The organism is Pantoea sp. B_9 (genome assembly GCF_008632015.1).
GTDB classification, from domain to species: Bacteria; Pseudomonadota; Gammaproteobacteria; order Enterobacterales; family Enterobacteriaceae; genus Pantoea; species Pantoea dispersa.
The window spans coordinates 167,353-187,715 of the sequence record NZ_VWVL01000001.1; the positions used below are offsets into that span (position 1 = coordinate 167,353).

Consider the following 20,363-nt stretch of genomic DNA (forward strand, 5'->3'; position numbering starts at 1 on the left):
ACAAAGTCTCATAAGCGCTAAGGCCGTCACGCCCTTGCGGCAACAGGTGCGCTGCGTCTCAGACGCTTCTGACAGGATAAAAAGGAAATCAACATTAAAAGTTAAACCAGTGGCAAAATTTGGTTAGACTCTGCGTGTGATTGTTATATTAATGGAATGAATAAATTGTGAACCATTTCAAACTTAAAGCGCTTGCTCTGATGTGTCCTTGCTATTTTGCGGCGTTCAGCACTTACGCTGAACCCGTGTCACTTGGGGCTTCGGTTATTTATGCCCAGTCGCCGTACCGCGGCGGCCAGGAACGTTATCTGCCGATCCCGGTCATCAATTATGAGGGGGAAAACTTTTGGTTCCGCAGCCTGCAGGGCGGTTATTACCTGTGGAAAGACCCGCAGAATCAGCTGTCGTTAACGCTGCTGGGCTCGCCGCAGCAGTATGACCCGAAAGATAACGATCTGGGCGACATGAAAGGGCTGGACAAGCGTCGTATGACGCTGATGGCCGGCGCGACTTATCGTCACGTTGCTGACTGGGGGATTGTGCGCACCGCGCTGCTGGGCGATGTGCTGAATAACAGCAACGGCATGATTTGGGACCTGACCTACCTGTACCGCTTTGATTTCGGCGCGTTCACCCTGACACCGGGCATTGGCGCAATGTGGAACAGTGCCAACCAAAACCGCTATTACTACGGCGTTTCCGGCCACGAAAGCGCGCGTACCGGCATTGATCGCTATCACCCCGACGATAGCTGGTCGCCTTACGTCGAGATGAACGCCAGCTATCAGATTAGCGAGAGCTGGAACGCCAGCCTGTCAGGCCGTTACACCCGCTTCGCCAGTGAAATTAAAGACAGTCCAATGGTAGATAAAGACGGTCAGTTTACGCTGTGGACCGGCGTTAGCTACAGCTTCTGATGACCGTACGAACGCCTCATAATGAGGCGTTTTTGTTACCTTGCACCAATATTGCGCCCCGTGATGGCGCAACGGGAGGTGGGATGAAGACAATTCAGTTTAATGACGATACGCCGTTAGCGGCTATCGGCCAGGGCACCTGGTATATGGGCGAAAATCCGGCACAGCGGGCGCAGGAAATCGCTGCGCTGCAGGCTGGACTGGACGCCGGACTGAAACTGATCGATACCGCTGAGATGTATGCCGAAGGCGGCGCGGAAGAGGTGGTCGGCGCAGCGCTGCGCGGACGGCGCGATCAAGCCTGGCTGGTATCAAAAGTTTACCCGTGGAACGCCGGTGAGGTCGATGCGATTGACGCCTGTGAGCGCAGTCTGCGCCGTCTGCAGACGGACTATCTCGATCTTTATCTGTTGCACTGGCGCGGTAATGTACCGCTGGAAGAGACCGTGCGCGCCATGCAAACGCTGCAGCAGCAGGGCAAAATCCGCCACTGGGGCGTCTCCAATTTTGATAGCGACGATCTGCAGGAGTTGTGGAGTGAAGCCGGAGGGATGGGCTGCGCGACTAATCAGGTGCTGTACCATCTGGCTTCACGCGGTATTGAATTCGATTTACTGCCGCTCTGTCAGCAGCACCATACGCCCGTCATGGCTTACTGTCCGCTGGCGCAGGCCGGACGGCTGCGTCAGGCGCTGTTTGACGATGCGACTCTGCGGCAGATTGCACAACAGAAGGGCATCAGCATCGCTCAGTTGCTGTTGAGCTGGGTGATTTGCCAGCCGGGTGTAATGGCCATTCCCAAGGCGGGCAGCGTGGCGCACGTGCAGGAGAATGCGGCGGCCCTGAATATCACCCTGACCAGCGATGAGCTGGCGCTGCTGGATCGTGCTTTTCCGCCGCCGCAGCACAAACTGGCGCTGGATGTGGTGTAAACGGCGCGCACGCGCCGTTCAGCATTACTTATTGCGGATTCTCAGCGTGACGCCAAGGCGGGCAGGGGTTTCTCCGGCACTTTTCATCGGCTTGTTAATCCGCGCCGTCTCCACGCACACCATGGTTTTATAACCATCATTAGGCATATCGGCCATGCTGCAGGATAGTTCCGGGCCAGGATTCCAGGTGACAACGTCACTTTTATAATGGTGGTAGACTTCAATCTGTCGCTTACCGGCGCGATCGTGGATCACGCTGCAGTCTTCCGCTGCGGTATGAATGCGATCAACCCGATCGGGATAGATTTGTTTACCGTCCGCTGCGCTACCGATGGCATTGTCCTGCACCTTATCGATGTAGCTGTTGCCGAGCCCGCTGACTTCAACCTGCGCAATGTCCGCCACCTGAAAATAGCTGTGCAGCGCGGCAGTGGCTTCATAATCGCCCCAGGCTTCCAGCTCAATCTCACAGTGTTCAGCAATGCGGAAGCGCGCCAGCAGCGTGAAATCGTGCGGCCACAGTTTTTTCGTTTGTGCATTACTTTCCAGCGTGAACGTCAGCATGACCGCATCTTCGTTCTCATCATGCGCCGTCAGCGTCCACGGCTGATTACGGGCAAAGCCATGCGCAGGTTCACCTGCCGGACCAAACCACGGCCAGCAGACCGGCACGCCGCCGCGAATGGCTTTGCCGCTGACGAACCGCGTCTTGTCGCTGAGCCAGATGGCGGGCTGCTGACCGGCCGGCTGCCATGCCAGCAGGTGCGCACCCTGCAGGGCAATGGCGGCGCGTACTTTCGGATGGCTGATCACCAGAATCGGCAATTCACCCATCTGACGCTGCGACAGGTAAGGGGTGATCTGCGTCACCACGGGCAAGTTAAAGAGCGAATTGTGCATTGTCAGACCTTCTCTCATCCAATCGAAAAAAAAGGGGCGACCGAAGTCACCCCTTGTCTGTTTAGCTGGTTAGCTTACTTAGCAGCAACCAGTGCAATCAGATCCAGAACCTTGTTGGAGTAACCGGTTTCGTTATCGTACCAGGAAACCAGTTTCACAAAGTTGTCGTTCAGAGCGATACCAGCTTTCGCGTCGAACACGGAAGTCAGGGTTTCGCCGTTGAAGTCGGTAGAAACCACGTCGTCTTCGATGTAGCCCAGCACGTCTTTCATGTCACCTTCAGCAGCGGCTTTGATGGCTGCACAGATGTCTTTGTAAGACGCTGGTTTTTCCAGACGAACGGTCAGGTCAACCACAGACACGTTTGGCGTTGGTACGCGGAACGCCATACCGGTCAGTTTACCGTTCAGCTCTGGCAGAACTTTGCCAACTGCTTTCGCTGCACCAGTAGAAGATGGAATGATGTTCTGCGCTGCACCGCGGCCGCCGCGCCAGTCTTTGTGAGACGGGCCATCAACGGTTTTCTGGGTGGCGGTGGTGGCGTGAACAGTGGTCATCAGACCTTCAACGATACCGAACTTGTCGTTGATTACTTTAGCCAGCGGTGCCAGGCAGTTGGTGGTGCAGGAAGCGTTAGACACGATGTCCTGGCCGGCATATTTGTCGAAGTTGGCACCACGAACGAACATTGGGGTGTCATCTTTAGACGGGCCAGTCAGAACCACTTTCTTCGCGCCGGCAGTGATGTGTTTACGTGCGGTTTCGTCGGTCAGGAAGATACCGGTTGCTTCAGCAACAACGTCAACGCCCACTTCGTCCCATTTCAGGTTAGCCGGGTCTTTCTCAGCGGTAACACGGATTTTTTTACCGTTAACGATCAGCGCGCCATCTTTCACTTCTACGGTGCCGTCGAAACGACCGTGTGTAGAGTCATACTTCAGCATGTAAGCCATGTAATCGGCGTCGAGCAGGTCGTTGATCGCGACGATTTCGATGTCAGAACGCTGCTGAGCAGCACGGAAAACGATGCGACCGATACGGCCAAAACCGTTGATACCTACTTTGATAGTCATATATTCCACCAGCTATTTGTTAGTGAATAAAAGGTTGGCTGTAAAATTACAAAAACCTTACCAGGCGTCAAGCGGAATCGTGTCAATTGTTGCGACAGGTCAATTCCAGCGCCAGGAATAATTGGGTGCGCAAACGCTTGCGCAGCGCCCTTATTGCGCACCTATCTTACGCCGAATGCAGACTAAAAAGGGATGACTGTTGCAAAGAGTGATCGTCATCACAAAATTGCGCAGTGCTGGTCGGGGCAAAAGCATCCGCACGAAAAAAGACCCGGAAGATGTTGTTCGTTTGTTAGAATACTAGACGATTTTTACAGAATGACACTCCGGAACTCAAAATGGCTAAAGACACCGCACCCGAGGCAAAAATTGCCCAGCTGTCGGAAATGCAGCGCTACGTCACTCAGCATCGTGGAACCGAACCGCCTTTCACCGGCGCGCTGTTGCACAACAAGCAGGAGGGCATCTATCACTGCCTGGTCTGCAACGCACCGCTGTTTCTCTCCGAAACCAAGTATGACTCCGGCTGCGGCTGGCCGAGCTTTTACCAGCCGTATAACGATGAAGCTATCCGCTATCTGGAAGATGACTCGCACGGTATGCACCGCGTCGAAATCCGCTGCGGTAACTGTGACGCCCATCTTGGCCACGTCTTCCCGGATGGCCCGCAGCCAACCGGTGAGCGCTATTGTGTCAACTCAGCGTCGCTGAACTTTACCGACGAGCAGGGCAATCAGCACGAGGGCTGAGCATGAAGCAGGAACTGGAAGCAATGCTGGCGGCGATGACGCCGGAAGTCTACGAGCGCCTCGCCAGCGCGGTGGAAACCGGCAAGTGGCCAGACGGCGTGGCGCTGACGCAGGATCAGAAAGATAACTGTCTGCAGCTGGTGATGCTGTGGCAGGCGCGCCATAACGACGAACCGCAGCACATGACCATTGGTAAAGGCGGTGAGATGGTGATGAAGTCGAAAAAACAGCTGAAGGAAGAGTGGGGAATCGAGTCCGACGTGACGCGCATCAACCTGCATTAACCGGCTACAGGGCTGGAGAGTTCCAGCCCTGATTTTCAGATAATGACCGCACCCTGCGCCTGCATCTGCGCGATCGCGATCTCGCTGTCGTCCGGATTGAGATTGACGCCCCGGCAGCCTTCCTGCACCACCTCAACGTGATATCCCAGTTCCAGCGCATCCAGCACGCTGTACTTGACGCAGTAATCGGTCGCCAGGCCCAGCATCACCAGGTGAGTAATGCCGCGTTCGCGCAGCCAGCTGTCGAGTTCGGTTTTGCGGCGGTGCCCGTTATCGAAAAAGGCGCTGTAGCTATCCACATCCACATCGCCGCCTTTATGGAACACCGCATCAATCAGACTGCGATCGAGATCCGGATGGAAATCCGCGCCCTGTGAGTGCTGCACGCCGTGATCCGGCCACCAGATCTGCGCCAGACCATTCAGTTCACCGAGCGTATACACCGGCTCGCCAGAGACCGAGGCAAAGCTGCCGTGATTGGCCGGATGCCAGTCCTGCAACGCCACCACGCATTCACCGCGCGCGCGGAATTCGCGTGCATAGCGATTAGCAACGGCAACCGTCTGGTCACCTTCACGCACGGCCATCGGGCCGCCGGGGCAAAAATCGTTCTGAATATCGATGATTATCAATGCCCGCTTCATGGGATTTTGCTCCGTATCAGTCTTCGGTCAGTTCGCCACGTAAATTCTGCTGCATTTTGGCACGAATTTCAGCGCTGGTGAGGTTCTGGCTTAACAAAAAGTGCAGTTTAGTCAGGGTGGCCTCGACGGTCAGATCAAAACCACTGATCACGCCGGCGTGTTCCAGTGCGTTGCCGGTGGCGTAACCGCCCATATTGACCTTACCGGACATGCACTGCGTCAGGTTCACCACCACAATGCCGCGCTCGCTGGCCTGCTGCAGTTCGGCAAGAAACTCGGCGTTTTGTGGCGCGTTGCCCACACCGTAAGAGCGCAGAATCAGCGCTTTGACCGGCTGACGCAGGAAATTGCGCACCACGTCGGCAGAGATGCCCGGATAAATCGTCACCACGCCAATCGGCTGAGGCGTGATCGGATGGACGATCAGCTCACCGCTGCCGCGCGGTGCCGGCGGCGTATTGAGACGGCGAATATGGATGCCCGCTTCCAGCAGCGGCGACAGGTTAGGTGACGCAAACGCATTAAAGCCGTCGGCGTGGGCTTTGGTGGTGCGGTTACCGCGGAACAGCGTGTTGTTGAAGAACAGCGCCACTTCATTAATCGGATAGTTGGCCGCGACGTACAGCGAGTTCAGCAGGTTCTGCTGACCGTCTGAGCGCAGCTCGGCCAGCGGGATCTGCGACCCGGTGACGATCACCGGCTTGGCCAGGTTCTCCAGCATGAACGACAGCGCCGACGCGGTGAACGCCATGGTATCGGTGCCATGCAGAATGACGAAACCGTCATAGCGATCGTAGTTCAGCTGGATGTCGTCAGCGATTGACTGCCAGTCCTGCGGCGTCATATCCGAGGAGTCAATCAGCGGGTGGTATTCGTGGATGGTAAAATCCGGCATTTCCGGACGGTGAAACTCTGGCATCATCGCCAGCTGCTGCTGCAGATGGCCAGAGACCGGAATGTAACCCTGCGCGGAGCGTTGCATACCGATGGTCCCGCCCGTGTAGGCTACATAGATATTTTTCTTTTGCATGAATGGACTCAGACTTGCCGTAAAACGCGCAGTATAAGGGGATTAGCGGGGAAAAGCAGCCCGACCAGCGGCCGGGCTGTAAAGATTAGCGTACGTTGCCGCAGGTCAGGCAGAACGCGTAACGGTTTTGCGGATCGTTGAGATTATTCATCAGGCCCGGCTGCGCCTGCAGCGCGCCCATCACTTCGCTGACCGGTGCCGGCAGCCACACTTTCAGCGCGGCCGGCAGCACGGCCTGCGCCGACGCATTCATCTGGTTAAGCAGCAGGTCGATCATCCCCGGATCGTCCTGATACCAGCTCAGTTCAGGTTTCGCGACCTTCGCCAGCTCGGCGGCTTTGGCTACCGCATCGTCGAAGTCGCCCAGCGCATCCACCAGCCCGTTGGCTTTGGCATCGCTACCGGTCCAGACGTGACCCTGCGCAATGGCATCAATCTGCTGTGGCGTTTTATGGCGTGACGCCGCCACCAGACCGACAAAGTTGCGATAACCATTTTCAATGGTCAGCTGCATCAGCTGCTGCACTTCAGTCGGCAGCGCTTTGGTGGTAGACACATCCGCCAGCGGCGAGGTGGCAACGCCATCGCTGTGCACGCCGATGCTGCTCAGGCTGTTCTCCACCGTATTGATCACGCCGAAGATGCCGATCGACCCGGTCAGGGTGCTCGGCGCAGCAACGATGTAGTCGGCCGGCGTGGAGATCCAGTAGCCGCCCGATGCCGCCATGCCGCCCATCGACACCACCACCGGCTTGCCGGCATCGTGCGCCGCCGCCAGCTCTTCGCGGATGGCCTCAGAGGCCGTTACGCTTCCGCCCGGGCTGTTGACGCGCAGCACAATGGCTTTGATTTTGTCGTCGAGGCGGGCGTCGCGGATTTGTGCTGCGGTGGTGTCGCCACCGACGTTGCCGGCGCTCTCTTCGCCGTCCATGATGGCGCCGCTGGCGAGAATCACCGCAATGTTGCCATCCTGCTGCGGCGGTTGTTTGACGTTGTAGTCATAGATGCTGACGTTGCGGTAGTCGTTGCTGGCTTTATCCCAGCCAAAGGTTTTCACCAGCTCGCGATCGGCGGCAGCGCGCGAATCCAGCACATCCACCAGTTTGTTATCCAGGGCATATTTAGCGGTATCGCCCTGAACGGCCTGCAGACCGCTGATGATGCCCGCCGCCCCCGGGAACAGCTGCTGCGGCGTGATTTGCCGGTTGGCGGACACCGTGTTGAGGTAGTTCTGCCACAGCTGGCCGACCCAGCGGCCATCAGCATCGCGCGCTTCCGGCGACATATCATCACGCAGGAAAGGTTCAACTGCGGACTTATAGGTGCCGACACGGAACACGTGTGAGCTGACTTTCAGCTTATCCAGCAGGGATTTGTAATACAGGCCGTTGGTGGCGAAACCGTGCAGATCTACCGTGCCCTGCGGCGACAGATAGACCTTCGTGGCGTAGCTGGCGAGATAGTATTGCGCCTGGCTATAGCTGTCGCCGAGGGCAAAAATGGGTTTGCCCGCGTCGCGGAATTCGCGCAGCGCCTTACCCACGTACTGCAGCGAAGGCTGATCGCCGCCGGCAAAATCGCGCAGATCCAGCACCATGCCGGTGATATTTTTATCGCTCTTTGCCTGACGAATGGCATCGACCACATCAAACAACGAGTTTTCCTGCAAACGATCGCTGCTGGCACCCAGCAGCTGGCGGCTGATGCGGCTCAGACGATTGCTGACCGACGGTTTGTCCACCAGCACGCCGCTCAGATCGACTTTCAGCGCACCCTGCTGCACTGGTTCACTGCTGCTGGCGCTGGATAGCTGCAGCCAGATGCCGACGCCGGCCAGAATTAACACAATCAGGAACAGATTCAGGATAAATTCCCGGATAAAATTCAGCACCCGCCAGCTCCAGCGGAACAGGCCAGCAATAATTCGCCACAATGTGCGCATAAACTCTCCATATTCACGTAGCCAGGGCAGCCGGTATGCGGTCTGCCCCGATGTCGGGTTCATCCTAAAGAGCAGCGTGCGAAAAGTCAGCAGGAAATCGCGCCAGACTGTTACAAAAGATCGCGCTGTGCCAGGATTAGCCCACGCTTTGTTAATCACGGGAGAATCAAGATGGATGCACTCGAATTACTGGTAAACCGTCGTTCAGCGTCGCGTCTGACCGAGCCGGCACCGGCCGGTGAGGTGCTGCAGAATATTCTGCACGCGGGTATGCGCGCACCGGATCACGGCACGCTGCAGCCGTGGCGCTTCATCATTATTGAAAATGAGGGGCGCGAACGCTTCAGCCATCTGCTGGAGCAGGCCGCACGCGACAGCCAGCTGGATGACAAAGCCATTGAGAAGGCCCGGACGTCGCCGTTCCGCGCGCCGATGATTATTACCGTTGTCGCGCACTGCGAAGCCTCCGCCAAAGTGCCGCGCTGGGAGCAGGTCGTGTCCGCTGGCTGCGCGGTGATGGCGATGCAAATGGCGGCCGTCGCGCAGGGCTTTAACGGCATCTGGCGCAGCGGGCCATGGACCGATCATCCGCAGGTACGCGCCGCCTTTGGCTGCCGCGAACAGGATGCGATTGTGGGTTTCCTCTACCTCGGTACGCCGCAGCTGAAAGCCAATACCACCGTGGTTGCGCCCGACAGCGAGGCGTTTGTCAGTTATTTCTGACAGACAGCAGCGGGTTTCTGCGGCAAGGTGCATGCAACGACACTGATTGCACAGTCGCTGTGCGAAAGATCGCGCTTAGCGGCGACAGCGCTTACCAGCAGCGGGCAGCCAGGCTAACATAGCCCTCTCTGTTCAGCGCACAAGGAACCCGCCATGAGCGAACCGCTTCGTTTGACGCAATACAGCCACGGCGCTGGCTGCGGCTGTAAAATTTCACCTCAGGTGCTTGAGACCATTCTGCACAGCGAACTGGCTGCCTTTCACGATCCGCGACTGCTGGTCGGCAATGAAACCCGTGACGATGCTGCCGTGTACGATCTTGGCAACGGCACGGCGGTGGTCAGCACCACTGACTTCTTTATGCCCATCGTTGACGATCCGCACACCTTTGGCCGTATCGCGGCCACTAACGCCATCAGTGATATTTACGCCATGGGCGGCAAACCGATCATGGCTATCGCTATTCTCGGCTGGCCGGTTAATGTGCTGGACGCGAAAGTGGCACAGCAGGTGATTGAAGGCGGTCGCGCGGCCTGCCAGGCGGCCGGCATCACGCTGGCGGGTGGCCACTCAATCGATGCGCCGGAGCCGATTTTTGGCCTTGCCGTTACCGGCATCGTTGACGTGGCGCGCGTAAAAAAGAACAGCGCCGCGCAGGCGGGCTGCGAGCTGTTTCTCACCAAACCGCTCGGCATCGGTATTCTGACTACCGCAGAGAAAAAAGGGCTGCTGCGTGCGGAGCATCAGACGCTGGCGGCGCAGGTGATGTGCCAGCTCAATAGCGCAGGGGCGGAATTTGCTAAACTGCCCGGCGTCAGCGCCATGACCGATGTCACCGGCTTTGGTCTGCTGGGGCATCTGAGTGAAATCTGTCTGGGCTCCGGCCTGCGCGCACATGTGCAGGCCGCACAGGTACCGCGTCTGCCCGGCGTGGACCAGTACATTGCGGCCGGCGCGGTGCCGGGCGGCACCAGCCGCAACTTCGCCAGCTACGGCGAGCACATTTCTGCCATGGATGAGGCCACGCGCGCACTGCTGTGCGATCCGCAAACTTCCGGCGGGCTGCTGGTGGCGGTACAGCCTGACGCTATTGCGGCGTTTCACGCGTGCGCCGTGCAGGCTGGCGTCGAGGCCACGGCGATTGGCTCGCTGCTGCCGGCCGACCGCGCCCATCCACTGATTACTGTAGTCACCTGACGTAAAGGAACGACGCCATTCATGCGTTTGTTTATTGCTGAAAAACCCAGTCTGGCGCGCGCCATCGCCGATGTGCTACCCAAACCGCATCGACGTGGCGACGGCTATATTGCCTGTGGTAATGACCAGGTTGTGACCTGGTGTGTCGGGCATCTGCTGGAGCAGGCGCAGCCTGACAGCTATGGCAGCCGCTATGCGCGCTGGAATCTGGCGGATTTACCTATCATCCCGGATAAATGGCGCCTGCAGCCGCGCCCGTCGGTAGCGAAGCAGCTCAAAGTGATCGAGGGCTTACTGCAGCAAGCCAGCGTGGTGGTGCACGCCGGTGACCCGGATCGCGAAGGACAACTGCTGGTCGACGAAGTGCTCGATTATCTGCAGCTGCCGGCTGAAAAGCGCCAGCAGGTGCAGCGCTGCCTGATTAACGACCTCAACCCTGCGGCGGTCGAGCGCGCGGTGAGCCGTTTGCGCGAGAACCGTGAATTCATTCCGCTGTGCGTCTCGGCGCTGGCCCGGGCGCGCGCCGACTGGCTGTATGGCATCAACATGACCCGCGCCTGGACGCTGCTGGGCCGCAACGCCGGTTACGACGGCGTGCTCTCGGTGGGACGCGTTCAGACGCCGGTGCTGGGACTGGTGGTGAGGCGCGATGAAGAGATCGAAAACTTTGTGCCGAAGGATTACTTCGAAGTTAAAGCGCACATCGTCACCCCAAAAGAGGAGCGCTTCGTTGCCAGCTGGATCCCCAGCGATGCCTGTGAACCGTGGCAGGATGACGAGGGCCGTTTACTGCATCGTCCTCTCGCTGACCACGTGCTTGAACGTATCAACGGCAAACCGGCGTGGGTTACCGGCTACAACGATAAGCGGGAGTCAGAAACGGCGCCGCTGCCATTTTCCCTCTCCAGCCTGCAAATCGAGGCGGCGAAGCGTTTTGGCCTCAGTGCCCAGACGGTACTGGACTGCTGTCAGCGTTTGTATGAAACCCATAAACTAATTACGTATCCGCGTTCGGACAGCCGCTATCTGCCGGATGAACATTTTGCCGGACGTCATGCGGTGCTGAACGCCATTCAGGCGCATCAGCCGGACGTGTCGCTGCCAGCGGATTTCAATGCGGATCAGAAAAATCGCTGCTGGGACGATAAAAAAGTGGATGCGCACCATGCCATCGTTCCTACGGCGCGCGCCAGCAAGGTGGACCTGAGCGACAATGAAGCCAATATTTACGGTCTGATTGCGCGCCAGTATCTGATGCAGTTTTGTCCCGACGCGGTATTTCGCAAATGCGTCATCGACCTCGATATCGGCGGTGGCAGGTTCGTCGCCAAAGCACGTTTTCTTGCCGAAGCCGGCTGGCGTGCGCTGCTGGGCAGTAAAGAGCGCGATGAAGAGAATGATGGCACGCCGCTGCCGGTGGTGAGTAAAGGCGATGAGCTGTTGTGTGAGCGTGGTGAGGTGCTGGCGAAGCAGACTCAGCCGCCGCGGCCGTTCACCGACGCCACGCTGCTGTCGGCCATGACCGGTATTGCCCGCTTTGTGCAGGATAAAGAATTAAAGAAAGTGCTGCGTGCGACCGATGGTTTAGGAACGGAAGCGACGCGTGCCGGCATCATAGAATTGCTGTTCCGCCGTACATTTCTGGTGAAAAAAGGTCGCTATATTCACTCAACCGAGGCGGGCAGGGCGCTGATTCATGCGTTACCTGAGATGGCCGCGCGGCCGGATATGACGGCGCACTGGGAGTCAACGCTTACCCGCATCAGTGAAAAAGCCTGTCGCTATGATGAGTTTATGCAGCCGCTGGTCAGTACCTTAATTGGTTTGATCGGTGAGGCGCGCCAGAGGCCGTCACTGCAGGCTTTTCGTGGATTAGCCGCGACCGGAGCGAAGACGCGCAGTAAAGGCAAAACGCCCCGGCGCAAAACGAAGGAGACGGAATAATGCGTTACGCAACGATGTTGCTGAGTGGGCTGCTGCTATGCAGCCATGCCGCGCTGGCTAATCGCCAGCCGGAGCCCGCGCGAATGGGCAATACTGATGTGGTGGTGGATATGCCGCCGGAGGTGTGGACGCAGGGGCAGAATCGTCAGCAGAACAACTGCCTGCAGTGCTGTATCTATGAAAACCGCAGCTATTCTGAAGGTGCGGTTGTAAAAGCGGAAGGCGTACTGCTGCAGTGTGCGCGTGACGAAAAAGTGCTGGGCACCAATCCGCTGATTTGGAAAATCATTAAATAAGCGGGCGTGGCGCGCAGGCGCCACGCTGTTCAGTTACAGCTTGAAACTGGACCACACTGGCGCGTGATCGGACGGTTTGTCCATACTGCGAATGTCGTAGTCGATACCGCTATCGATGCAGCGTGATGCCAGCGGTGGGCTGGCCAGCAGCAGATCGATGCGCAGACCGCGGTTGTCATCAAATCCTTTTGAGCGATAGTCGAACCACGAGAAGCGATCTGCGGTCTCCGGGTTTTTCTCACGCCACGTATCGACCAGTCCCCACTGCAGCAAACGGTCCATCCACTCGCGCTCTTCCGGCAGGAAAGAGCATTTGCCGGTGCGCAGCCAGCGCTTGCGGTTCTCTTCACCAATACCAATGTCCAGGTCAGTACTGCTGATGTTCATATCGCCCATGATCAGCACCGGCTTGTCGGCCGCCAGTTGCTGCTCGAGATAGCTTTGCAGGTCGCGATAAAACTTCTCTTTGGCCGGGAACTTGATGGGATGGTCACGGCTTTCCCCCTGCGGGAAGTAACCGTTAATGACGGTGATATCGCCAATCGGGCTGGGAATTTCTGCCATGATCAGACGTCGCTGGGAATCTTCGCCGTCATCGGGAAAACCGCGTCGAACTGCCACCGGCTGCGTTTTGGTCAGCAGCGCCACGCCGTAATGGCCTTTCTGGCCGTGATAAAACACGTTGTAACCGAGCTTGCTGACCTCTTCCAGCGGGAACATGTCATCGTGCACTTTGGTTTCCTGCAGGCCGATGACATCCGGTTGATGCTGTTCAACCAGCGCCGCCAGCTGATGAGGGCGTGCGCGCAAGCCGTTGATGTTAAAAGAGACAAATTTCATTTCGCTGCCATTTTTCGTCGCAAAAGGTTGCGGCGATGGTAACCAGGTTTGCGGCAAAAGTCATGGCTTGCGTCATAAGAGCGTGACGATAAGAGCAAGAGGCAGAACGCAGGTGATTTGTAGTGGGAGACGCAGGAGAGCGGGGTAAGACAGGCGATGCCGTTCAGCTGGGGGCGTTGATGTGAATATCCAGGTGCGCATTAATGCGCACCCTACAATCCGGGCGACAACTGGGACGATGAGAATAGAAACCGGTCACATGGGTAACATTTCAGGCCGTATCACTGCAGGGGTGGCATGTGGGTACAAACCGGTCACATGGGTAACACTTGAGTCCGTATCACTGTAGGGTCGCCATTGATGGCGACCTGCATCGCGTAAATTCAGATGTCGGTCTGGTGAAAAGTGCAGCATAGAATGGTGGCGGGAGAAGGATTATTCGCCGCAAGCGGCTCACCCTGCGGGCCGCGCTGCGCGCGTTGTCTCACTGCGTTCGACCCGAACCTTCGGTCGAAGCTTCTCATCCTTCTCCAGGTGTTATTAACTGGCTTTGTTGACTGGCTGGAAGAAGAGTGCAGCATAGAATGGTGGCGGGAGAAGGATTCGAACCTTCGAAGTCGATGACGGCAGATTTACAGTCTGCTCCCTTTGGCCGCTCGGGAATCCCGCCAGGGATATGAAGCTCAGAAGATTCAGGCGCAGAATGGATTCAGATGGTGGCGGGAGAAGGATTCGAACCTTCGAAGTCGATGACGGCAGATTTACAGTCTGCTCCCTTTGGCCGCTCGGGAATCCCGCCACTGGCCTGAATCTTTATGCCTGAAAGCGGGGCGCATCATACCAAATGCGTTCAGTCTGTAAAGCGCCCGCAGTAAAAAACTCAATCGTTTGCCCACTTTTTACGCGTGGCGCTGAAGAGTTGCGCAAATCAGCGCCGCAGTGGTTAAAGAATGATCGTGCGGTTACCGTAAACAAACACGCGCTGGCCCAGCACTTTATACAGCGCGCGGCTTAGTACATTCTTTTCCACGTCGCGTCCGGCACGCATCATCTCTTCAGCGGTATAGCTGTGATCGACGTTAATCACGTCCTGCATGATGATCGGGCCTTCATCCAGGTTGTCGTTCACGTAGTGCGCTGTGGCACCGATGATCTTCACGCCGCGCTCATAGGCCTGATGATAAGGACGGGCGCCAATAAAGGCTGGCAGGAACGAGTGGTGAATATTGATGATCTGGTTGGGATAACGCTGCACAAACGCCGGCGTCAGCACGCGCATGTATTTCGCCAGCACCACGTAATCCGGCTGATAGCGATCGATCTCATCCGTCATGCGGTTATCGTGCTCTTCGCGCGTCAGGCCTTCATGGCTGACCAGCACGAACGGGATGTCAAAACGCTCGACCAGCGAACGCAGCGTTTCATGGTTACCAATGACGGCGGCGATTTCCATGTCCAGACCACCAAAAGCGCTCTTCATCAGCAGATCGCCCAGGCAATGCGCCTCTTTGGTGACCAGAATCACCACGCGGCGACGTCCGGCGCTGTGCAGCTCACGTACCGAACCGGTCGGCAGCGCGCTGTCGAGGTCAGCCAGCAGCGTGTTGTCGTTGAAAATGCCTTCCAGCTCTGTGCGCATGAAAAAGCGCCCGGTACGGTGATCGACGAACTCATTGTTCTGCACAATGTTCAGTTCGTGCTTGTAGCAAATGTTGGTGATCTTGGCGATCAGACCTTTGGCATCGGGGCAAATGGTCCGTAAAACTTTTCGTTGCATGGTTTGCGCTTGCATCTCGATCAGAGTCCTGTCAAAGCGATGAATGGTGAAGCTGTTGGGCATCTGTCCAGATTAGCCACAACATTTTTTGTATTTTTTATCGGAGCCACAAGGACAGCGATCGTTACGCCCTAACTCCGGCGTTGTTCCGTCGACATAGTACCAGCGTTGATCCTCGCGAAGAAAGCGTGAACATTCATACAGGCTGCAGGTACGGCCTTTTTCGAGATAACGCGCAAAAAAAGTCACGAAGGCTTCATTCTCATGGCTTCCGTGATTACAACGGGTTACATTCAGGCCAAGCCATTCTGTGGTGGCGAAACTTTCGGATAATAGCGTCTCCAGTCCGGCCACGCGCTGGCTGGGATGCCAGGTTTCTACCAGCCAGGCGGCGTTTTGCTTAACGTAAGCGCTGTAACGCGAGCGCATTAACTGTTCAGCGCGCTGTGGCGTTTGTTGACCGTTCAGAAAGGGCTGACAACATAGGCTATACTGCTCTCCGCTGCAGCAGGGGCACTTTTCGGACACATCATCTCCTGAGAGTGATTAAAGTTAATGAAAGTGTGCGCTATGTTAGCCGACTGGCCAGCGTGAAGCTACGCATCAGGTTGATCACGAGGTGAGATGAGAAAAGTCAGGATTGGGCTGGCCCTGGGATCGGGCGCTGCCAAAGGCTGGGCGCATATCGGTGTCATCAACGCGCTGGAGCGCGCCGGTATTGAGGTGGATGTTGTCGCCGGCTGTTCCGTCGGCGCACTGGTGGGTTCTGCTTACGTCAACGGCCGTCTGGCGTTGATGGAGAAGTGGGTCAGCGCATTTCGCTACTGGGATGTTATCCGTCTGATGGATCTCTCATGGCAGCGTGGCGGCCTGCTACGCGGCGACCGGGTGTTTAGCCATATCCGTCAGCTGATCCCTAACGAGCTCATCGAAGACGCGGACAAGCGCTTTGGCGTGGTGGCAACCAACCTCAGCACCGGACGCGAGCTGTGGCTGACCGAAGGGGATTTGCACCAGGCGGTGCGTGCATCGTGTAGTATGCCAGGTTTATTGCCTCCGGTTGGCTACAATGGTTATTGGCTGGTGGATGGTGCGGTGGTCAATCCGGTGCCGATTTCGCTGACCCGCGCGCTGGGCGCTGACATTGTGATTGCCGTTGACCTGCAACATGATGCGCACCTGATGCAGCAGGATCTGCTGTCGGTCACGCCGCAGAGCGGTGAAGAAGCGGCAGCGGCAGAAGCACTGAGCTGGGGCAAAAAACTGCGCCAGCGTCTGATGGGGTTGACCCATCGACGCGCCAGCCAGTCTCCAGGCGCGATGGAAATTATGTCAACGTCAATCCAGGTATTGGAAAATCGCCTGAAACGTAACCGTATGGCAGGCGATCCGCCGGATGTGCTGATTCAGCCTTTTTGTCCGCAGATTTCAACGCTGGACTTTCATCGGGCTGAAGAGGCCATTGCGGCAGGCAAGGCCGCCGTGGAGAAAAAAATGGATGAACTATTACCGCTGGTCCGTAGCAGATAATCAGTTGTTCATTCACGGGGGTTGTGACTTCAGCCAATTCTGAAAGGCGCAACGGCGTTTTATGAACCACTATTGAAATATCTGGTACGCAGGGGGAGAGAATGGAAAAACCGCTAATCGGCAAAAAGATACTCATTGTCGAAGATGAGGTCGTTTTCCGTTCATTGCTGGACACATTGTTAACTGGCCTCGGAGCCAGCACGTTCGAAGCGGGCGACGGACTCGACGGCCTGAATTTACTCGCCGCGCAGTCGGTGGACCTGGTCATTTGCGATCTGGAAATGCCGCGCATGGGCGGTATTGAGTTTGTCGAGCGAATTCGTACTCGCGGTAATAGCGTGCCCATCCTGATCATCTCCGCCACGCAGAACATGGCCGATATTGCCCACGTGCTGCGCCTTGGCGTGCAGGACGTGCTGCTCAAGCCACTAAAAAACCTGGAACGTTTCCGTGAAGCGGTGTTTGAGTGCCTCTATCCTTCGATGTTCACCTCGAAAGTGGAAGAAGATGAACAGCTGTTTCAGGACTGGGATGCCCTGGTCCGCGATCCGCTCGCTGCCGCCAAGCTGCTCAAACAGCTGCAACCGCCTGTCCAGCAAACCATCGCCAGCTGCCGCATAAACTACCGTCAACTCACCATGGCGGAACAGCCGGGGCTGGTGCTGGATATTGCCGCGCTGTCGGACAAAGATCTGGCGTTTTATTGCCTGGACGTGACGCGTGCCGGCGACAACGGCGTGCTGGCTGCACTATTGCTCAGAGCACTGTTTAACGGTTTATTGCAGGAGCAACTGTCCGGGCAAAAGCAGCGTCTGCCGGAACTCAATGGTCTGCTGCGTCAGGTGAATATGCTGTTGCGTCAGGCCAACCTGAACGGTCAGTTCCCGCTGCTGGTGGGCTACTATCATCGTCAGTTGAAAAATCTGATTCTGGTTTCAGCCGGTCTGAATGCCACGCTGCACATCAATACTCAGCAAATCCAGCTCAGTAACGGCGTGCCGCTTGGCACTATGGGCAGCACCCATCTTAATCAAATCAGCCAGCGCGCCGATGCCTGGCAATGTCACGTCTGGGGAGCCGGCGGCCGGCTTCGCCTGATGTTATCGTCCGAAGAATAGCCACTCAGATTTATATTTTCCGCGGGTTAAAGACAGGGCCAAAGCTTAGCTTTACACTTGGGTAATAGTCTTAAATTCCGCGGATTAACTCCATCCAGGATAAATCCGTCTGACACTAACTGATATACTCATTTCGTTTTTAAACCGACATATCAAGTATTAACTTGAACGGCCTATTAAGAGAGGTATTTGATGTCTGCCTATAAGTCTAAAGTAAAAAAAGCGGTAATCCCGGTTGCAGGTCTGGGTACGCGTATGCTGCCTGCCACCAAAGCTATTCCAAAAGAGATGTTACCGCTGGTCGATAAGCCGTTGATCCAGTATGTCGTGAACGAGTGTATTGCTGCGGGTATTAATGAGATCGTGCTGGTTACGCACTCCTCTAAAAACTCCATCGAAAACCATTTTGATACCAGTTTCGAACTGGAAGCGATGCTGGAAAAACGCGTGAAGCGTCAGCTGCTGGATGAAATCCAGTCCATCTGCCCGCCACACGTCACCATCATGCAGGTACGTCAGGGTATCGCCAAGGGCCTCGGTCACGCCGTGATGTGTGCTCATCCGCTGGTCGGTGATGAGCCAGTCGCGGTGATTCTGCCAGACGTGATTATTGATGAGTACGAATCTAACCCAACCAAAGATAACCTGGCAGAAATGCTGACGCGCTTTGAAGAGAGCGGTCGCAGCCAGATCATGGTTGAGCCAGTTGCCGATGTCACCGCTTACGGCGTGGTTGACTGCCAGGGCGCAGAGCTGGCACCGGGCCAGAGCGCACCGATGGTGGGCGTGGTTGAGAAGCCAAAAGCCTCGGAAGCCCCATCTAACCTGGCGGTAGTGGGGCGTTACGTGCTGTCTGCGGACATCTGGCCTCTGCTGGCGAAGACCCCTCCGGGTGCCGGCGGCGAAGTGCAGCTGACCGACTCCATCGCCATGCTGATGGAAAAAGAGACCGTAGAAGCTTACCACCTGACCGGCGTGAGCCACGACTGCGGTAACAAACTGGGTTATATGCAAGCTTTTGTTGAGTATGGCGTGCGTCATCCGGTACTGGGCAAAGATTTCGCTCAGTGGCTCGACGGCGTTGCAGGCAACAAAAAGTAATTCATTAAGCACAGGATAATTCAATGAAAGTCACTGTATTTGGTATCGGCTATGTCGGTCTGGTTCAGGCTGCGGTGTTGGCCGAAGTCGGACATGACGTTCTCTGTATTGATGTCGACGAAAAGAAAGTCGAAAGCCTGAAAAAGGGCATCATCCCAATTTTTGAACCGGGCCTGACGCCGCTGGTTATGTCGAACTATGAAGCGGGGCGTCTGAAATTCAGCACCAACGCAGAAGAGGGCGTAAACCATGGCGTAATGCAGTTTATTGCTGTGGGCACGCCGCCGGATGAGGATGGTTCCGCCGACCTGAAATATGTGACTGCGGTTGCGCGTACTATTGCGCAGCACATGAACGATCACAAAGTCGTCATCGACAAATCTACCGTACCGGTAGGCACCGCTGACCGCGTGCGCGCGGTGATGAGCGAAACGCTGAAGCAGCGTGACGCCAATATTGCGTTCGATGTGGTCTCCAACCCGGAGTTCCTGAAAGAGGGCGCCGCAGTTAACGATTGCATGCGTCCGGAACGTATCGTGGTGGGCACTGACAATGATGAAGTGGTCGAACTGCTGCGTGAACTGTACGAGCCGTTTAACCGTAATCACGATCGCATGATTCTGATGGATATCCGCAGTGCAGAGCTGACCAAATATGCAGCTAACTGCATGCTGGCGACCAAAATCAGCTTCATGAACGAGATTTCCAACCTTGCGGAACGCCTGGGTGCTGACGTGGAAAAAGTACGTCAGGGCATCGGTTCTGATTCACGCATCGGTTATCACTTTATTTATCCGGGCTGTGGTTACGGCGGTTCCTGCTTCCCGAAAGACGTGCAGGCGCTGATTCGCACTGCAGAGTCAATCGGCTACACCCCGCGCCTGTTGCAGGCGGTAGAAGACGTCAACGATTCGCAGAAGAACAAGCTGCCGACGTTTATTAAACGTCACTTTGGCGACGATCTGCGTGGCAAGACGTTTGCACTGTGGGGTCTGGCGTTCAAACCGAACACCGACGATATGCGTGAAGCCTCAAGCCGCGTGCTGATGGAAGCACTGTGGCAGGCGGGCGCAACGGTGCAGGCGTTTGATCCGGAAGCGATGGAAGAAGCCCAGCGCATCTACGGCCATCGTGACGATCTGAAGCTGTGCGGCACTAAAGAAGCTGCGCTGCAGGGCGCCGATGGTCTGGTGATCTGCACCGAGTGGCAGAACTTCCGTGCTCCGGATTTCGACGTGATTAAATCCTCGTTAAAACAACCCGTGATTTTTGATGGTCGTAACCTGTATGATCCGGAGCGTATCAGCAAACGCGGTTTCGTTTATTATGCAATCGGCCGCGGAGCGTCTATTCAAATTGTGTAATA

The 20,363-nt window shown here is 56.5% G+C and carries 20 protein-coding genes, 2 tRNA genes and 1 other RNA gene; 12 read left to right on the forward strand and 11 right to left on the reverse strand.

The genetic code is table 11. From position 1 onward, the window contains the following. Positions 1-167: 167 nt before the first annotated feature. Together F3I21_RS00785 and F3I21_RS00790 are read left to right on the forward strand one after the other, a co-directional pair. A complete protein-coding gene (locus tag F3I21_RS00785) occupies positions 168-917 on the forward strand; it encodes a MipA/OmpV family protein (RefSeq protein ID WP_150057931.1) in 750 nt (249 codons plus the stop codon). An 83-nt stretch (positions 918-1,000) separates the two neighbouring features. Next, positions 1,001-1,849 carry an aldo/keto reductase gene (locus F3I21_RS00790; protein WP_150057933.1) on the forward strand — a complete coding sequence of 283 codons (849 nt, stop codon included), beginning with the start codon at positions 1,001-1,003 and terminating at the stop codon, positions 1,847-1,849. A gap of 24 nt (positions 1,850-1,873) precedes the next feature. On the opposite strand, the gene F3I21_RS00795 is transcribed toward F3I21_RS00790, so the two are convergent. Further along, positions 1,874-2,749 carry a D-hexose-6-phosphate mutarotase gene (locus F3I21_RS00795; protein WP_150057935.1) on the reverse strand — a complete coding sequence of 292 codons (876 nt, stop codon included), beginning with the start codon at positions 2,747-2,749 and terminating at the stop codon, positions 1,874-1,876. A 74-nt stretch (positions 2,750-2,823) separates the two neighbouring features. Beyond that, positions 2,824-3,822, reverse strand: coding sequence for a glyceraldehyde-3-phosphate dehydrogenase (gene gapA, locus F3I21_RS00800; RefSeq protein WP_021510061.1), 999 nt, complete (start codon positions 3,820-3,822; stop codon positions 2,824-2,826). Between the two features lie 338 nt (positions 3,823-4,160). On the opposite strand from gapA, the gene msrB reads away from it, so the two are divergent. Both msrB and F3I21_RS00810 read left to right on the forward strand, forming a co-directional pair. Further along, the gene (gene msrB / locus F3I21_RS00805) at positions 4,161-4,571 is read left to right on the forward strand and encodes a peptide-methionine (R)-S-oxide reductase MsrB (protein WP_021510062.1); all 411 of its coding nucleotides are present in this window, start codon (positions 4,161-4,163) and stop codon (positions 4,569-4,571) included. Between the two features lie 2 nt (positions 4,572-4,573). Continuing rightward, a complete protein-coding gene (locus F3I21_RS00810; RefSeq protein ID WP_058774606.1) occupies positions 4,574-4,855 on the forward strand; it encodes a YeaC family protein in 282 nt (93 codons plus the stop codon). Between the two features lie 35 nt (positions 4,856-4,890). Here the strand turns inward: F3I21_RS00810 and pncA are convergent, their stop codons facing one another. The 3 genes from pncA to sppA all read right to left on the reverse strand — a co-directional run bounded on the left by pncA (position 4,891) and on the right by sppA (position 8,471). Next, entirely contained in the window at positions 4,891-5,499 is a 609-nt protein-coding gene (gene pncA, locus F3I21_RS00815; protein WP_031280213.1) for a bifunctional nicotinamidase/pyrazinamidase, read from the reverse strand. A gap of 16 nt (positions 5,500-5,515) precedes the next feature. Next, positions 5,516-6,529: an asparaginase gene (ansA, locus tag F3I21_RS00820; RefSeq protein WP_058757717.1), complete on the reverse strand. Its 1,014-nt coding sequence runs from the start codon at positions 6,527-6,529 to the stop codon at positions 5,516-5,518. 85 nt (positions 6,530-6,614) lie between these two features. Continuing rightward, a complete protein-coding gene (gene sppA / locus F3I21_RS00825; RefSeq protein WP_150057937.1) occupies positions 6,615-8,471 on the reverse strand; it encodes a signal peptide peptidase SppA in 1,857 nt (618 codons plus the stop codon). A gap of 171 nt (positions 8,472-8,642) precedes the next feature. On the opposite strand from sppA, the gene F3I21_RS00830 reads away from it, so the two are divergent. The 4 genes from F3I21_RS00830 (at position 8,643) to F3I21_RS00845 (ending at position 12,631) form a co-directional block, all read left to right on the forward strand. Further along, positions 8,643-9,194, forward strand: a complete 552-nt coding sequence (locus tag F3I21_RS00830; protein WP_058774609.1) for an NAD(P)H nitroreductase — start codon at positions 8,643-8,645, stop codon at positions 9,192-9,194. Positions 9,195-9,347: 153 nt separating this feature from the next. Next, positions 9,348-10,391 carry a selenide, water dikinase SelD gene (selD, locus tag F3I21_RS00835; RefSeq protein ID WP_125310134.1) on the forward strand — a complete coding sequence of 348 codons (1,044 nt, stop codon included), beginning with the start codon at positions 9,348-9,350 and terminating at the stop codon, positions 10,389-10,391. A 21-nt stretch (positions 10,392-10,412) separates the two neighbouring features. Continuing rightward, positions 10,413-12,335, forward strand: coding sequence for a DNA topoisomerase III (locus F3I21_RS00840; protein ID WP_150057939.1), 1,923 nt, complete (start codon positions 10,413-10,415; stop codon positions 12,333-12,335). Continuing rightward, positions 12,335-12,631 carry a YnjH family protein gene (locus F3I21_RS00845; protein WP_150057941.1) on the forward strand — a complete coding sequence of 99 codons (297 nt, stop codon included), beginning with the start codon at positions 12,335-12,337 and terminating at the stop codon, positions 12,629-12,631. Before F3I21_RS00840 ends, F3I21_RS00845 begins: the two co-directional genes overlap by 1 nt. A gap of 33 nt (positions 12,632-12,664) precedes the next feature. Here F3I21_RS00845 and xthA read toward each other — a convergent pair whose 3' ends face one another. From xthA to F3I21_RS00875, 6 genes are all read right to left on the reverse strand, one after another. Then, on the reverse strand, positions 12,665-13,471 hold the full coding sequence (xthA, locus tag F3I21_RS00850; RefSeq protein WP_104189042.1) for an exodeoxyribonuclease III: 807 nt from the start codon (positions 13,469-13,471) through the stop codon (positions 12,665-12,667). Between the two features lie 418 nt (positions 13,472-13,889). Next, positions 13,890-14,016, reverse strand: a non-coding RNA gene (locus tag F3I21_RS00855) — RtT sRNA. Between the two features lie 40 nt (positions 14,017-14,056). Then, positions 14,057-14,141, reverse strand: a tRNA-Tyr gene (locus F3I21_RS00860). A 44-nt stretch (positions 14,142-14,185) separates the two neighbouring features. Then, a tRNA-Tyr gene (locus F3I21_RS00865) sits at positions 14,186-14,270 on the reverse strand. A 144-nt stretch (positions 14,271-14,414) separates the two neighbouring features. Then, positions 14,415-15,263, reverse strand: a complete 849-nt coding sequence (gene purU / locus F3I21_RS00870) for a formyltetrahydrofolate deformylase (protein WP_150057943.1) — start codon at positions 15,261-15,263, stop codon at positions 14,415-14,417. A gap of 57 nt (positions 15,264-15,320) precedes the next feature. Beyond that, complete coding sequence (locus F3I21_RS00875; protein WP_040679954.1) at positions 15,321-15,776, reverse strand: YchJ family protein; 456 nt, start codon at positions 15,774-15,776, stop codon at positions 15,321-15,323. Between the two features lie 96 nt (positions 15,777-15,872). Here F3I21_RS00875 and rssA point away from each other — a divergent pair, with 96 nt between their 5' ends. The 4 genes from rssA to F3I21_RS00895 all read left to right on the forward strand — a co-directional run bounded on the left by rssA (position 15,873) and on the right by F3I21_RS00895 (position 20,361). Next, positions 15,873-16,778: a patatin-like phospholipase RssA gene (gene rssA, locus F3I21_RS00880; RefSeq protein ID WP_021510074.1), complete on the forward strand. Its 906-nt coding sequence runs from the start codon at positions 15,873-15,875 to the stop codon at positions 16,776-16,778. Between the two features lie 101 nt (positions 16,779-16,879). Further along, positions 16,880-17,896: a two-component system response regulator RssB gene (gene rssB, locus F3I21_RS00885; protein ID WP_021510075.1), complete on the forward strand. Its 1,017-nt coding sequence runs from the start codon at positions 16,880-16,882 to the stop codon at positions 17,894-17,896. Positions 17,897-18,088: 192 nt separating this feature from the next. After that, positions 18,089-18,997, forward strand: coding sequence for a UTP--glucose-1-phosphate uridylyltransferase GalU (gene galU, locus F3I21_RS00890; protein ID WP_021510076.1), 909 nt, complete (start codon positions 18,089-18,091; stop codon positions 18,995-18,997). A 23-nt stretch (positions 18,998-19,020) separates the two neighbouring features. Beyond that, positions 19,021-20,361: a UDP-glucose/GDP-mannose dehydrogenase family protein gene (locus F3I21_RS00895; protein WP_058757711.1), complete on the forward strand. Its 1,341-nt coding sequence runs from the start codon at positions 19,021-19,023 to the stop codon at positions 20,359-20,361. The last annotated feature ends 2 nt before the right edge of the window (positions 20,362-20,363 follow it).